Raw genomic sequence first — 14,544 nt, 5'->3', positions numbered from 1 at the left:
GCGCCGACCGGCGTCCGGAAGCAGCCGTTGCGGCGATGGCCGGCGGCCGCGCCACGGTCAGAATGACGAGCGAGGCGGCGTCCGACACCCGCCCGTGGGACGCCGTGGAGTCTGTCGCATGAGCGGCTGGGAACTGTCCGGATACACGCCGGTCCGCCGGCTCGGCGCGGGCGCGTCGGGCAGCGTCGTGCTCGCCACCCACGACCCGACCGGCACCCCGGTCGCGATCAAGTACCTGGTCCGCGACCTGGGTGAGGACTCGGCGTTCCGGACCGCGTTCCGCACCGAGGCCCGGCTGCTCGGCGAGATCGACGACCCGCACGTCAGCCGCCTCTACGAGTACGTGGAGAGCCCGCACGGCGCGGCCATCGTGATGGAACTGGTCGACGGCGTCTCGCTGCGCCAGATGCTGCGCGCGCACGGCCCGACCACGCCCGAGGCCGCGCTCTGCGTCCTGAAGGGCTCACTCGCCGGCCTGGCCGCCGCGCACGCCCACGGTGTCGTGCACCGCGACTACAAACCGGAGAACGTGCTGGTCACCGGCGCCGGGCTGAGCAAGCTCGCCGACTTCGGCATCGCCATGCCGATCGGCCAGGGCTCCGACACCACGGTGTCCGGCACGCCCCGCTACATGGCCCCCGAGCAGTGGACCGGCGCCCCGGCGAGCCCGGCGTGCGACGTCTACGCCGCCACCGCCACGTTCTTCGAGTGCCTCACCGGCCGGCCCCCGTACCAGGGACCGGACCTGCTCTCCCTGCGCGACCAGCACGCCAGCGCGCCGATCCCCGCCGAGGCGGCGCCCCCGCCGGTGCACGAACTGCTGCGCAACGGCATGGCCAAACGCCCCGACGAGCGCCCGCCGTCCGCCGAGGCGTTCCTGGACCTGCTGGAACAGGTCGCCGGCACCGGCTACGGCCCGGAATGGGAGGAACGCGGGCTGCGCGAGCTGGCCCGGCGGGTGGCGCTGCTGGCCGCGCTGTGGCCGTTCCCGGACCGGGCCGAGGGCGCCACCGCCGTCGCGTACACCGAACTCGGCACGACCACCACCGGCCGGGCCGGACGGTTCCGCAAGGGCCGCACCCGTACCGCGCTCGCCGCCGGCGCCCTGGTCGCCGCCGTCCTGGCCGGGGGCGCCGGCTACAGCTACGCCGCTCACGACGGCACGCCCGCCGCCGGCCCGGCCGGCCCGGCGAGCGCCGGCCCCGCCACCACCGGCGCACCCGTACCGGACCCGACCGGCGTCGAGTCGCCGAGCCCGTCGCCGACGCCCGGCCCGTCCACCGCGTCCGCCGCACCACCACCTCCCGCGCCGTCGGCCACCCCCGACCCGACCGGGACGCCGACCCGTACCGGCACGCCCACCCCCAGCGCGTCGCGCACCACCAGCCCGCCGCCACCGGACGTGACAGCGCCGGTCGTGGACGGCGTCCGCGCCGACCCGGGCGAGCTGGACCCGAAGGGCTGCCCCTACGGCTCCAAGACCAGCACCGTCACCGCCACCGTCACCGACGACCGCAGCGGCCCGGCCGCGCTCACCGTCACGTTCGGCTACACCCTCGACGGCGCCACCGGCACGATCCGGATGGCCGCCGCCGGGCGCGGCGTGTTCACCGGCACGCTCGGCCCGCTGTCCACGCCCAGGCGCAGCGCCCGCATCCCCGTCCGGGTCACCGCCGCCGACGCCGCCGGCAACACGACCACCTCGGCGTCACCGGTGTACGTGACGCTCTACCACGACTGCACCCCCGGCTAGGAGTACGACAGTGCCCGCTGCCCCGCACCGCATCCCGTCCCGGGGACGGTCGGCGTGACCCGCCCCGACGAGCCCACCGAGGCGCTGCCCACCCGCGCCCTGCCGATCACCGGCGACGCGGACACCGCCGAACCCACCGTCCACCTCCCCGGGGTGGCGGCCGACCTGCCGCCTACCGCCGAACCCACGGTCCACCTGGCCGCGATCCCCGGCGCGGACGACCGCACCGCAGACCTCGCCGTCTCGGCCACGGCGGCACCGCCGGCTGCCGAGCCGACCGTGCACCTGAGGCCGGGCCGGGCAGACGACGTGGGTGAGGCGACCGTTCATCTCCCGGCGGCTCCGGACAGCAGGGCGGGGGAGCAGACAGTGGGTCTGAGCCCGGCCCAGGACGGCTCGGCGGGCGAGGCGACGGTCCAGATGCGCCCGTCAGCCGCAAACGTGACCGGACCGGCCACCGTCTACCCGCGTCAGACACCGGGGCCGACGAACCGCCCCGGCGCGGAACCGACCGCATCGTGGCAGCCCACCGGCGTACCACCCCAGCATTACGCCACCGGGACGGCGGCGGCGGGCGCCGGGGCGTACCCGGATCGGACCGGCGACGCGCGGGCGGTGAGCGGCGCACCAGGGTTCGGCCCCGGCGGCGAGCTGCGCTTCGGGCCGGGCGTGCCGGCCACGCCGCCGCCCGCGCCGCCCTGGCCCACCGCGCCTCCGATCCGCCCGCGCCCGGTCTGGCGTCGCGTCGTCTCGGTGCTGTCCACGCTGCTCACCGTGGTGCTGCTGCTGGCGGTCGGCCTCTACCTGTGGCAGCGGCTGCGCCCGCTGGAGGTCGAGGGGGTCACCGTCGCGGTGCCCCGGCCGGCCGGTGTGGCCTGCGACGTGACAGTCGACGTGGTGGCCACCGTACGCACCAACGGGCGCGGCGGGACGATCCGCTACCAGTGGTTCCGCTCGGACGCGCCGCCCGGCGCCGTGCTCACCGAACGGGTCGGCAGCGGGCAGCACAGCACGGCGCTCACGCTCAAGTGGACGTTCACCGGGGTCGGGACGACCACCGGCATCGCCACCGTCAACATCATCGAACCGACGACGGCGCAGGCCAGCACGCGCGTCGTCTACCGCTGCCCCGGAGGCTGACCGCGTTTCCCCGCGCTCGCGTCCGGGTAGCCCCACCCGAACAGACCTGGACCACGTACGTGGAGGCCCTTCGATGAGAGACAACTTCGGGGACGCGGTGGGCGACGCGTTCCGTTCGGTGATGCTGTTCCTGCCCAAGGCGGTCGCGTTCGTCGCGATCCTGGTCGTCGGCTGGCTGATCGCCAAGGCCGTGCTGAAGCTCGTCGACAAGGTCCTGGAGCGGGTCCACTTCGACCGGGCCGTCGAGCGCGGCGGGATCAAGACCGCGCTGGCCCGCTCGAAATACGACGCCAGCGACATCGTCGCGAAGCTGGCCTACTACGGCGTGCTGCTGGTCACGCTCCAGCTCGCGTTCGGCATCTGGGGCCCGAACCCCATCTCCGACCTGATCGCGGGTGTGATCGCCTGGCTGCCCCGGGCATTCGTCGCCATCGTCATCGTGGTGGTCGCCGCGGCCATCGCCCGCGCGGTGAAGGACATCATCTCCAGCGCGCTCGGCGGCCTCTCGTACGGCCGGGTGCTGGCCAACCTCGCCTCGGTGTTCATCCTGGGCCTCGGTGTCATCGCCGCGCTCAACCAGATCGGCGTCGCCACCACCGTCACCACCCCGGTGCTGATCGCGGTGCTCGCCACCGTCGGCGGCATCCTGGTCGTCGGTGTCGGCGGCGGGCTGGTCCGGCCGATGCAGAGCCGCTGGGAGAACTGGCTGACCCGGGCCGAGGAGGAGTCGCGCACCATCGCCACGCACGCCCGGGCGTACCAGGCCGGTCGGCGTGACGTCGAGGCCCGCCTGGCCGCCACCGGCCCGTACGCGGATTCCGAGCTGACCCAGCCGGTGAGCCGCGACGCCGAGGCGGACCGCACCCAGCCGGTCCCGGCGTACCCGGGCACCCAGCCGGCCGCCGCCGGTGCGGACGCCACCGAGCCGGTGCCGTCGCAGGCGGGCGTGGAGGCCACGCAGCACATCCCGGCGTACGCGGACTCCGAGCGCACCCAGCCGACCACGCCGCGCCAGCCGACGGCCGAGCAGGCCGCGGACAGCGAGGCCACCATGGTCATTCCGCAGGCCGACGTGGACAAGTTCCGCCGCTGACCCGACAGCGGGGCGACCGATCGGGGCGGGACCGCACGGTCCCGCCCCGATCGCGTGCCCGCCGGGGGACCACCCGGGCGCCTCGCGGCGGATAGGATCCCGGCATGACCTGGCGATGTTGATGCCTTCCTGAGCGACGAGGCCGCGGGCCGCCGCGGACACCGTGCATTCCGACCGGTGTCCGTCACGTCCCGCGGGAAGGTTCCATGCTCGTCGCTCCTGCCCGCGTGCCCGCGACCCGCCGTCTGGCGGCGACGCTCTACGGGTACGCGTTCCTCACCGACCTCGTCCTGCTCTACCCGCTCTACGTGCTGCTGTTCGCCGACACGGGGTTGTCGGTCGGGCAGATCTCCTCGCTGTTCGTGCTCTGGGCGGCCGCCGGCATCGTGCTGGAGGTGCCCTCCGGCGTGTGGGCCGACGCGGTGTCGCGTCGCCTGCTGCTCTGCCTGGCGCCGCTGCTGGCCGCGGGCGGGTTCGCGCTCTGGGTGCTGCTGCCGTCCTACCCGGCGTTCGCCGTGGGCTTCCTGCTCTGGGGCGCCGGTGGCGCGCTGCGGTCCGGCGCGCTGGAGGCGCTCGTCTTCACCGAGTTGGAACGCCTCGGCGCGGCCGACCGGTACGCCCGGCTGATCGGCCGGACCCGCACCGTCGAGGTGCTCGGCGCGGTCGGCTCCGGGGTGCTCGCCGGGCCGGTGTTCGCACTCGGCGGCTACCTCGCGGTCGGCGCGGCCAGCGTGGCGACGTGCCTGCTGGCGGCAGCCGTCGCGGCCCGCTTCCCGGAACACCGCCCACCGCCGACCCCGAGCGCCGCACCGGACGGGCCGAGCGTGGGCGACGAGCCGGGGGAGGAGCAGGGTGACGACGACCCCGGCTGGCTGGACAGCCTGCGCCTGGGCCTGCGCGAGGTGCGGGCCGACCGCCGCGTCCGCGCCGCCGTGCTGCTGGTCGCGGCCGTCACCGCGATCTGGGGCGGGCTGGACGAGTACACCGGGCTGCTGGCCGCCGACACCGGCACGACCGAGGCGGGCGTACCGCTGCTGCTCCTGCTGGTCTGGGCCGGGATGACAGTGGGCGGGCTGCTGGCACCGCTGGGTGAGCGGCTGTCCCACCGGGGGTACGCCGGTCTGCTGGTGTTCGCGGCGGGAGCGACGGCGGCCGGGGCGCTGCTGCGGCACCCGGGCGGGTTCCTGCTGCTGGCGGCGGCGTTCGCCGCGTTCCAGCTCGCCACCGTGCTCGCCGACGTGCGGCTCCAGGCCCGGATCGCCGGGCCGGCCCGGGCCACCGTCACGTCGCTGGCCGGGATGGCCACCGACCTGACCGTCGTCGCCTTCTACGGCGCGTACGGGCTGCTCGCCGGTGCGGTGGGCAACCCGGCGGCCTTCGCGGTCGCGGTGCTGCCGTACCTGCTGGTGGCGCTCTGGCTGCTCACCGGTCGGGCGTGAATCGGCAGAAAGGGGACCAATGGTCGCGTTCGCGGCCTAGCGTGAGTGCGGAAATCGGCGACCCCGGGAGACGATCGCGGTGACGTTGGAAGCAGAGCGCACGTTGCGCGACGAGGAGCTGTCCGGGCTGGCGGACCTGGCCGCCCAGCTACGGGTGGACGCGATCCGGTGCAGCACGGCGGCCGGCTCCGGGCACCCCACGTCCAGCCTGTCCGCCGCCGACCTGCTCGCCGTGCTCGTCGCCCGGCACCTGCGCTACGACTGGTCCTATCCGGGCAACCCCGGCAACGACCACCTGATCTTCTCCAAGGGGCACGCCTCCCCACTGCTGTACGCGGTGTTCCGCGCCACCGGCGCGATCAGCGAGCAGGAGCTGCTGGAGACGTACCGGCGGTCCGGGTCGCGCCTCCAGGGCCACCCGACGCCGGTGCTGCCCTGGGTGGACGTGGCCACCGGCTCGCTCGGGCAGGGCCTGCCGGTCGGCGTCGGGGTGGCGCTGGCCGCCCAGTACCTGGACCGGTCGCCCGCGCACGTCTGGGTGCTCTGCGGAGACAGCGAGACCGCCGAGGGCTCGGTGTGGGAGGCGCTGGACAAGGCCGGCCACTACGGGCTGCGCAACCTCACCACGATCGTGGACGTCAACCGGTTCGGCCAGCGCGGCCCCACCGAGCTGGAGTGGGACCTGGACACCTACCGGCGGCGCGTCGAGGCGTTCGGCTGCCGGGCGATCGTGGTCGACGGTCACGACCTGGGCGCGATCGACGAGGCGTACGGGCAGGCGCGCGAGGCCACCGGGCCGACAGTGGTGCTGGCCCGCACGGTCAAGGGCAAGGGCGTGCCCGAGGTGGAGAACGACCCGGCCTGGCACGGCAAGCCGTTCGACCCGGAGCTGGCCGAGCGAGCCGTGCGGGCGCTCGGCGGCCCCCGGCGCATCCGGGTCGCCGGACCGAAACCACCACCCGCGCCCCGGGCCGCCGCGCCGCAGATCCGGCAACCGGAACTGCCGACCTACGAGCGCGGCGCGAAGGTCGCCACCCGGGACGCGTACGGTGACGCGCTGCGCGCCCTCGGCGCCGCCCGGCCCGACGTGGTCGCGCTCGACGGCGAGGTCAGCGACTCCACCCGGGCGGAGCACTTCGCCGCCGCGTACCCGGACCGGTTCTTCCAGATGTTCATCGCCGAACAGCAGCTCGCCGCCGCGGCGGTGGGCCTGGCGGTGCGCGGCTACCGGCCGTTCGCGGCGACGTTCGCCGCGTTCTGGTCCCGGGCGTACGACTTCATCCGGATGGCGGGCGTGTCCCGCGCCGACATCGCGCTCGTCGGCTCGCACGCCGGGGTGGAGATCGGCCCGGACGGCCCGTCCCAGATGGGGCTGGAGGACATCGCCGCGCTGCGCGCGGTGCCCGGCTCCACGGTCCTGTGCCCGGCCGACGCGGTCTCCTGCGCGGCCCTCGTCGCCCAGATGCCCGACCACCCGGGGGTGAGCTACCTGCGCACCACGCGCGGCAAGTACGCGGTGCTCTACGACGACGCCGAGCCGTTCCCGATCGGCGGCAGCCGGATGGTGCGCGACGGCGGGGACGTGGCGCTGCTGGGCACCGGCGTGACGGTGCACCTGTGCCTCGCCGCCGCCGAGGAGCTGACCCGCGAGGGCATCGACGCCCGGGTGATCGACCTGTACTCGATCAAGCCGGTGGACCGGCAGCGCCTGGCCGAGACCGTCGTGGAGACCGGCGGGCGGCTGGTCGTGGTCGAGGACCACTACCCGGAGGGTGGGCTGGGCTCGGCCGTGCTGGAGGCGCTCGCCGACCTGGGCGAACCGGCCCGGGTCAACCACCTGGCGGTACGCGGGCTGCCCGGCTCCGGCACCCCCGCCCAGCAGCTGGACCGGGCCGGCATCGGTGTGGGCGCGATCGTCTCGGCGGCGCGGGCCCTGGCCTGAGCCCGTACCCGCCGGGGCCGGCGGCGCGGCGGTGTTTGCCGCGGCCGGCGGCGGGTAGCCACGCTGCCGTTGCGACGGGAGGACCGACGATGGCCGAACCGGAGTTCTACGCGCGGGTCTCCGCCCGCGCCGGCGTGCCGGTGGAGACGGCCCGCGCGCTGACCCAGGCGACGCTGCGCACGCTCGCCGAACGCATCAGCGGCGGCGAGGCCGACGACCTGTCCGCGCACGTCGCGCACGAGCTTCGTCCGCTGCTGGCACGCGCCCGGGTCGAGGATCCCGAGGTCTTCGGGTACGACGAGTTCCTGCGCCGGGTCGCCGAGCGCTCCGGCGCGACACCGTCCGACGCCGAGCGCGGCGCCCGGGCGGTGTTGCAGGCGCTGCACCGGGTGGTCGGACCGGCCCAGTTCAACCGGGCGTTGTCCCAGCTGCCGCGCGAGATCGCCGAACTGGCTCAGCCCACCCCGCGCCCGGCCTGACCGCGCCCGGCCTGACCGTTACTCGGGCAACGCGTCCAGGTAGACCCAGCGGCCGTCCTCGCGGGCGAAGCGGCTGTGCTCGGCCAGCACGCCCGCCCGGCCGTCCTCGCGGTAGTGCGCCCGGAACCGGACCGTCCCGGCGCTGTCGAACAGGCCGCCCTGCGCGGCCTCCACGATCTCCAGCCGGGTCCAGCGGGTGCCCCGGTCCAGCTCCAGACGGTCGGGGCGGGTGCTGGAGTGCCAGCTGTGTCGCAGGTACGCGGCGTCGCCGAGCGCGAACGCGCTGAACCGGGACCGCATCAGCGCCTCCGCGGTCGCCGCCGTCGCCTCGCCCCGGTGCACCGGGGCGCAGCAGTCCGCGTACGGCCGGCCGGTGCCGCACGGGCAGGCCGCCGGACGTTCACCCGCGCCCTCGCGCGCCTTCCGTCTCGCCACCCGGCGATTCTCTCCCACACCACGACCGCCTCGCCGCCGGTAGGCCGGGGAATCCCGGACGGGACAGTCGTATAGTCGCCTCCATGATCACTCGTGGGGCCACGGCCGACGCCACCACCGGCGGTTCCGGCGTCCGGAACCTCCGCGACGCAGGCGGCGTCGGATCGTTGCGCCGTGGGGCCCTGTATCGCTCCGGCGCCCTGCATCTCCTGACGCCCGAGGGCGCCCGGGAGCTGGGGGATCTCGGGCTACGCACGGTCGTCGACCTCCGCAGCATCCGAGAGGTGGCCGACCGGCCGGACCGGTGTGCGGGTCTCGACGTCGAGCACCGGCACTTTCCGGTGTTCACCGAGCAGAGCTGGCCGGACGACCAGGTGGCGCTGTACCCGTACCTGGCTGAGCAGGCCGGTCGTGCCACCGTCGCGATCATCCGGCAGCTCGTCACCCCCGGCGCGCTACCTGCCCTGGTCCACTGCGCCTCCGGCAAGGACCGCACCGGAGTCGTCGTCGCCGTCATCCAGACCCTCCTGAACGCCTCCGATGCGGAGGTCACCCAGGACTTCCTGCGTTCGAACGCCGCGCTGGACCTCACCGGATCGCCGGCCGGCGCGACGATCGGACACGGCACCCGCCCGGTGACCGCAGCGCACCTGCTTCATGCCATGGTCTGGATCCGCAGCCACCACGGCTCGGTCTCCGCCTATCTCCAGGCTGCCGGCGCCACCGAGGCCGAGCTGGAGGCCCTGCGGAGGGCTCTCGCCTGAAGCGGTCGCGCCGCCGGCCGGTGCCGCGCCGTCTTCGCAATCGGTGCGCCCACAACGCAGCCGCAGCCAGTACGATCCCCGCACCATGAGCGTGAGTCCGACTCAGCGTGTCCTCGACCCGGATCAGGTCCGCCGCTACCTGACCGCCTCGCTCGGATCCGGCGCCGAGGTGGCCGCCTGCGGCCCGCTGACCGGTGGCGGCTTCGCCGCCGTCTGGTGGGTACGCCTCACCGACGGCCGCGAGGTGGTGCTCAAGGTCGGTCCGCCGCCGCACGTGCCGCTGCTGCGCTACGAACGCGACATGATCGGCGCGGAGGCGCACTACCTGCGCCTGGTGGCCGGCCGCGCACCGGGGGTGCCCACGCCCGCGCTGCTGCACCACGGCACCGACCCCGGCCTCGGTGACTGGCTGCTGATGGCGCGGCTACCAGGTCGTACCCTCTGGGACCTGACCCAGGCCGGCGCGGACGTCGGGCCGCTGCGCGCGGAGTTCGGCCGCGCGCTCGCCGCGTTGCACACGGTCACCGGCGAGCGGTACGGCTACGACGGCGACCGGGCCTCCGGCGCGACCTGGCGGGACGCCTACACGGCCATGGTGGACGACATGCTCGCCGACGCCGCGGACTGGGCGGTGCCGCTGCCGGTACCCGCGTCCCGGATCCGGGAGCTGGTGGCCCGGCACGCGGCGGTGCTCGACGCGGTCGACCGTCCGGCGCTGCTGCACTTCGACGGCTGGGCCGGGAACGTGCTGGCCGTGGACGGGCCGGACGGCACACCCCGGCTCACCGGTCTGGTCGACGGCGAGCGGTACCTGTGGGGCGACCCGCTGATGGACCTGGTGTCGCCACTGCTGTTCCGCCGCGCCGAGGACGAGCCGGACGACCCGCTGGTGCACGCCTACCGCGAGGCGGCGCCGTTCCCGCTGGACGCCGGGGCGCGGCGGCGGCTCGGGCTCTACCGGCTGTATCTCTACCTGCTGATGACTGTCGAGATGCCCAGCCGGAACATCACCGCCGACAACGACCCGGGCCGGGTGGCGCTGCTGGCGGACCTGCTCGACGCCGAACTCGCCGACCTGGCCGGCTGAGCCTCACCGGGTCGCGGTGGCGAAGACGACGATGTTGTCCGGGTAGCTGCCGGTGCGCGGGTCGAACCGCCCGCCACACGTGATCAGCCGCAGCCGTGCGGCCGCGTCGCCGCCGTAGACCCGCGCGGTGGGGAAGCGCTCCTTCGGGTACGCCCCGACGCCGTCGACTGTGAACGTCGCGGTCCGCCCGTCGGCCCGCAGCACCCGGATCGTGTCGCCGCCGCGCAGCCGCCCGAGGTCGAAGAAGACCGCCGGGCCGTGCTGCGAGTCGACGTGCCCGACGAGCACCGCGTTGCCGGCCTGGCCGGGGGCCGGGCCGGGGTGGTACCAGCCGGTCACCTCGGGGCGTTCCAGCGGCGGCACCTCCAGCGCGCCGTCGGCGTCGGTGGCGACCGGGACGATCTCGGCGTCCACGCCGATGCGCGGGATGGTGACCCGCACCGGTGTGGCGCGGGGGAGCGCCGGGCCGGCCGTACCCGGGCGTTCGGTCGACGGGGCGGCGGAGGCGCCGGGCTGCGGTGGTGACGCCGACGTGGTGCCGAGCCCGGCCGAGACCAGGCCGGCGCCGGTGGCGGCGGCCACGGTGACGGCGGTGACCACGACGGCGGCGTGCAGGCGCGACCGGCGCTGCGACTCCGACAGCATCGCACCTCCGTCCGACAGGGACGCGGCGCCCGCGCCGGATGCTCCGGCGCGGGCGGACCGCTCGACGAGCCGGTCAGGCGACGGCGCCCGCGCGGCGCCGGCGGATCACCGCGTACGCGCCTCCGGCGAGCGCCCCGGCGGCCAGGACGCCACCGGCGATCAGCACCCCGGTGTCGCCGTCGCGCCCGCCGCCACCGGCCTGCGCGCCGCCGATCGGGGTGACGGTGAACGTGGCGCTGCCGCCGTCACTGCCGTCGCCGCAGGTGGTGGCCACCGTGTACGTGCCGAGCGTGAACCCGGCGGTGAACAGTTCGGCGCTCAGGCCACCGCCCGCGGCCGCCGTGGTGGACCGGACGTTCTGGTCCCGGTCCGGGCCGGTGACCCGGAAGATCGCGTCACCGGCGTTCGGGTTGCACGTGGTGGTCAGCACGACGGTGCCGCCGACCGGGGTGGTGGCGGGTGAGACTCTGGTGTCCGCCAGCGCGGCGGCCGGGAGCAGCAGTGCGCCGAGGCCCACGCCGAACGCCGCCGATCCGAGAAATGACTGTGCCTTCATCCGCGTCTTCCCTCACTTTTCGTCCGCTGTAGGCGTGGGACGTCGTTCGGGTGGCCAACTCCGTGACGAGCACCGGTGTGGCCAACACTAGGAGGGTTGCGGCGGTCACTGGGGGTAATTGAGAAATCTTCGTTGCCGTCCGGTGTGCTCCCTGCCGCCACGAGACGACGGACATGCCGGGCCAGGCCGGACGGCGAACCGTCCCGGTTAGTCGCGTCTGGGGCCTGCTGTCCTGTTCGTGCCTACCGGACCGGCGGCTCCGGCCGGACCAGGCCGGTGTCGTACGCGAGCACCACCGCCTGGATCCGGTCGCGCAGGCCCAGCTTGGTGAGGATCGCCGAGACGTGGGTCTTCACGGTGGCTGTGCTCAGGTGCAGCCGGGCGGCGATCTCCGCATTGGACAGTGCCCGCGCGGTGAGCGTCAGCACCTCCCGCTCGCGGGCGGTCAGCACGGCGAGCGCGTCGGCGGTGGGCGTGCGCCCGGGCAGCCGGTCGGCGTACCGGTCCAGCAGCCGCCGGGTCACGGTGGGCGCGAGCAGGGCCTCGCCCCGGGCCACCACGCGTACCGCCTCGGCGAGGTCGGCCGGGCGGGTGTCCTTGAGCAGGAACGCGCTCGCCCCGGCGCGCAACGCGGCGTAGACGTGCTCGTCCAGGTCGAACGTGGTCAGCATGACCACCCGGGCCGGGTTGCCGGCGGCCACCAGGTCGCGGGTGGCGGCGATGCCGTCGCGCCGGGGCATCCGGACGTCCATCAGCACCACGTCCGGCCTCGTACGCGTCGCGACCGCGACCGCCTCGACGCCGTCGCCGGCCTCGCCGACCACGCTCAGGTCGGGTCGCGCGTCGAGGACTGTGCGCAGCCCGGCGCGGATCAGCTCCTGGTCGTCGGCGACCACCACCCGCACGGTCACCGGTCCGCTCCGACCGGCAGTCGCGCGTGGACCCGGAACCCGCCGGCCGGCAGCGGGCCGGCGTCGAGCGTGCCGCCGAGCAGCCGGGCCCGCTCGCGCATCCCGACGATGCCGCGCCCGGTGGGCGTACCGGGCCGGCGGGCGGGTGCCGGACCGTCGTTGACGACCTCCAGCCGCAGTAAGCCGTCGCGGTAGCGGACGTCGACGTCGGCGCGTGTGGCGTGCCCGTGGCGCAGCGCGTTCGTCAGTGACTCCTGCACGATCCGGTACGCCGACAGTTGCACCCCGCCCGGCAGCGCGTCGCCGTCGCCCTCCAGGCGCAGCGTCACCGGCAGCCCGACCGCCCGTACCGCGTCGGCGAGCGCGTCGAGCTGCGCCAGACCCGGCTGCGGCCCGTCCGGCTCGGACCCGTCGTCGAGGGCGAGCGCGTGCAGCATGGCCCGTAGTTCGGTGAGCGCCGACCGGGCCGCCGCGTCGATCGCACCGAGCGCCGCCCGCGCCTGGGCCGGTTGCGTGTCGAACACGTCCTCGGCTGCGGCGGCCTGTACGGCGATGACCGCGACGTGGTGCGCCACCACGTCGTGCAGTTCCCGGGAGATGCGTTCCCGTTCGGTCGCGAGTACGTGCCGTTCCCAGGCGCAGCGCCGCTGCGCCTGGCCCCGCTGCAACTCGCCCAGCGTCCAGCTCAGGCCCAGCGCGGTCACCGCCAGCAGCAGGTCCCGCCAGCCGCCGGTGACCAGCTTCCACGGCGTGGGCGCCAGCAACAGCCCGAGCGCGACGAGCGAGTACCGGGGCGGGCGCAGCCGGGCCACGTACGCCAGCGGCACCGCGACCAGGCCGAGCCAGCCGAGCTGCGGGCAGAGCGCCTCCAGGCCGGCCCCTGCCAGCGTGGCGACGGTGAGGGCGTACCCGGGGTGGCGCCTGATCCACAGCAGACAGCTCGCCTGCGCCACGGCGAGCCCGACCGCGACGGCGGTCGCGCCGGCCGTGTCCGGTCCGGCGTCGGAGGCCAGCAGCGCGAGCAGGCACACGGCGAGGCTCGCGGTGGCGATGCCGCCGTCGAGCAGCAGCAGGAACCGGGGACGGGGCGCGCACCTCATGTCCGGATGCTAGGCCGCCGGCCCGCCGATTCTCATCGGTCGCCAGACGGAGATCCGGGCCGGTGGTCGTCCCGGCGACGGAGCCGGGAACCGCTCCGCGGCCCGATCCGCGCGACGGCCCGCCGGACCTAGCGTTTCCGGCAGTCGTTCCGATGTGGAGGAGTCACCGATGGAGACCACGATCCCGACCGTCGCCGCCCGCCCGAGTCGCCGCCGGGACCGCCTGCTCACGGTGTTCGCGGCGACCGCCGTCGCGCTGCTGGGCTGGCTGGTCGCGGTGCCAGTCGCAGGGGTGGAGCTGATCGCGCGGAGCGGCTCCGCCGATCAGCGGGTCACGCCGGTGGCCGTGGTGGTGAGCACGCTGCTCGCCGGGCTGGCCGGCTGGGCGCTGCTGGCCCTGCTGGAACGGCTCACCGCCCGCGCCCGGACCGCCTGGACCGCTGTCGCGGTGCTGGTGCTGCTGGTGTCGCTGCTCGGGCCGCTGGGCGGGGGAGTGGGGAGTGCGGCGACGCTGACGCTGGTGGTGTTGCACCTGGTCGCGGGCGCGGTGCTGATCACCGGCCTGCGCCGGACCGCCGCCCGCTGACCGCCGCGCGATCCGCTGACGGGTCCGGACCGCCGCGACGGGGGCAGGCGGCCCGGACCATCAGAACTAGCCTCCTAGGATGGCCTACGCGATGTGACGCCCGAAATTTCTCCGCCGCCGATGTCGAGAACGCCAGGGCGGCTTCGTCCCCGGAGTGAACGCGGCCAGAATGGGTCGCACCCTCCACGAGGAGACACAGATGAAGTACCTGCTCCTGAAGCACTACCGCGGCGGCCCGACCCCGGTGTCCGACATGCCGATGATCGACAAGTGGACGCCGGAGGAGATCTCCGCGCACGTGCGCTACATGCAGGAGTTCGCGGCCCGGCTGCAGGAGAGCGGCGAGTACGTCGACGGCCAGGCGCTCGCCCCGGAGGGCACGTTCGTCCGCTACGACGGCGAGGGACGCCCGCCGGTCACCGACGGCCCGTTCGCCGAGACGAAGGACCTGATCGCCGGCTGGATGGTGATCGACGTGGACAGCTACGACCGCGCGCTCGAACTGGCCGCCGAACTGTCGGCCGCGCCGGGGCAGGGCGGCAAGCCGATCCACGAGTGGCTGGAGCTGCGCCCGTTCCTGACCGCGCCGCCCACCATCACGGAGTGACCCGTCC

At 75.0% G+C, this 14,544-nt stretch carries 15 protein-coding genes; 10 read left to right on the top strand and 5 right to left on the bottom strand.

Annotated features, from left to right (window positions below; translation table 11 throughout):
- Positions 1–118: 118 nt before the first annotated feature.
- The 6 genes from M8C11_RS07740 to M8C11_RS07715 all read left to right on the top strand — a co-directional run bounded on the left by M8C11_RS07740 (position 119) and on the right by M8C11_RS07715 (position 7,846).
- Positions 119–1,753: a serine/threonine-protein kinase gene (locus M8C11_RS07740; protein WP_252449033.1), complete on the top strand. Its 1,635-nt coding sequence runs from the start codon at positions 119–121 to the stop codon at positions 1,751–1,753.
- Positions 1,754–1,807: 54 nt separating this feature from the next.
- Complete coding sequence (locus M8C11_RS07735; RefSeq protein WP_252449032.1) at positions 1,808–2,893, top strand: hypothetical protein; 1,086 nt, start codon at positions 1,808–1,810, stop codon at positions 2,891–2,893.
- A gap of 73 nt (positions 2,894–2,966) precedes the next feature.
- On the top strand, positions 2,967–3,986 hold the full coding sequence (locus M8C11_RS07730) for a hypothetical protein (protein WP_252449031.1): 1,020 nt from the start codon (positions 2,967–2,969) through the stop codon (positions 3,984–3,986).
- A gap of 206 nt (positions 3,987–4,192) precedes the next feature.
- Complete coding sequence (locus M8C11_RS07725; RefSeq protein ID WP_252449030.1) at positions 4,193–5,425, top strand: MFS transporter; 1,233 nt, start codon at positions 4,193–4,195, stop codon at positions 5,423–5,425.
- Positions 5,426–5,504: 79 nt separating this feature from the next.
- Positions 5,505–7,367 carry a transketolase gene (locus tag M8C11_RS07720; protein WP_252449029.1) on the top strand — a complete coding sequence of 621 codons (1,863 nt, stop codon included), beginning with the start codon at positions 5,505–5,507 and terminating at the stop codon, positions 7,365–7,367.
- Between the two features lie 89 nt (positions 7,368–7,456).
- A complete protein-coding gene (locus M8C11_RS07715; protein WP_252449028.1) occupies positions 7,457–7,846 on the top strand; it encodes a DUF2267 domain-containing protein in 390 nt (129 codons plus the stop codon).
- An 18-nt stretch (positions 7,847–7,864) separates the two neighbouring features.
- Here the strand turns inward: M8C11_RS07715 and M8C11_RS07710 are convergent, their stop codons facing one another.
- Positions 7,865–8,281 (bottom strand): YchJ family metal-binding protein, encoded by a 417-nt coding sequence (locus M8C11_RS07710; RefSeq protein ID WP_252449027.1) that lies wholly within the window; start codon positions 8,279–8,281, stop codon positions 7,865–7,867.
- Between the two features lie 83 nt (positions 8,282–8,364).
- Here M8C11_RS07710 and M8C11_RS07705 point away from each other — a divergent pair, with 83 nt between their 5' ends.
- Together M8C11_RS07705 and M8C11_RS07700 are read left to right on the top strand one after the other, a co-directional pair.
- Complete coding sequence (locus M8C11_RS07705) at positions 8,365–9,045, top strand: tyrosine-protein phosphatase (RefSeq protein WP_252449026.1); 681 nt, start codon at positions 8,365–8,367, stop codon at positions 9,043–9,045.
- An 85-nt stretch (positions 9,046–9,130) separates the two neighbouring features.
- Positions 9,131–10,132, top strand: a complete 1,002-nt coding sequence (locus M8C11_RS07700) for a phosphotransferase family protein (RefSeq protein WP_252449025.1) — start codon at positions 9,131–9,133, stop codon at positions 10,130–10,132.
- Between the two features lie 3 nt (positions 10,133–10,135).
- Here the strand turns inward: M8C11_RS07700 and M8C11_RS07695 are convergent, their stop codons facing one another.
- From M8C11_RS07695 to M8C11_RS07680, 4 genes are all read right to left on the bottom strand, one after another.
- Positions 10,136–10,777: a class F sortase gene (locus tag M8C11_RS07695; protein WP_252449024.1), complete on the bottom strand. Its 642-nt coding sequence runs from the start codon at positions 10,775–10,777 to the stop codon at positions 10,136–10,138.
- A 73-nt stretch (positions 10,778–10,850) separates the two neighbouring features.
- Complete coding sequence (locus M8C11_RS07690; protein ID WP_073829387.1) at positions 10,851–11,333, bottom strand: hypothetical protein; 483 nt, start codon at positions 11,331–11,333, stop codon at positions 10,851–10,853.
- 242 nt (positions 11,334–11,575) lie between these two features.
- Positions 11,576–12,244, bottom strand: a complete 669-nt coding sequence (locus tag M8C11_RS07685; protein WP_121684651.1) for a response regulator transcription factor — start codon at positions 12,242–12,244, stop codon at positions 11,576–11,578.
- Entirely contained in the window at positions 12,241–13,344 is a 1,104-nt protein-coding gene (locus M8C11_RS07680) for a sensor histidine kinase (protein ID WP_252449023.1), read from the bottom strand. Before M8C11_RS07680 ends, M8C11_RS07685 begins: the two co-directional genes overlap by 4 nt.
- 169 nt (positions 13,345–13,513) lie before the next feature.
- On the opposite strand from M8C11_RS07680, the gene M8C11_RS07675 reads away from it, so the two are divergent.
- Together M8C11_RS07675 and M8C11_RS07670 are read left to right on the top strand one after the other, a co-directional pair.
- A complete protein-coding gene (locus M8C11_RS07675; protein WP_252449022.1) occupies positions 13,514–13,930 on the top strand; it encodes a DUF6069 family protein in 417 nt (138 codons plus the stop codon).
- A 199-nt stretch (positions 13,931–14,129) separates the two neighbouring features.
- Positions 14,130–14,537 carry a YciI family protein gene (locus tag M8C11_RS07670; RefSeq protein WP_121684648.1) on the top strand — a complete coding sequence of 136 codons (408 nt, stop codon included), beginning with the start codon at positions 14,130–14,132 and terminating at the stop codon, positions 14,535–14,537.
- The last annotated feature ends 7 nt before the right edge of the window (positions 14,538–14,544 follow it).

Source organism: Micromonospora sp. CPM1 (assembly GCF_023896895.1).
GTDB lineage: Bacteria > Actinomycetota > Actinomycetes > Mycobacteriales > Micromonosporaceae > Micromonospora > Micromonospora tulbaghiae.
The sequence above is the reverse complement of the archived record's forward strand: the minus strand, read 5'-3'. Positions and strand labels throughout refer to the sequence as shown.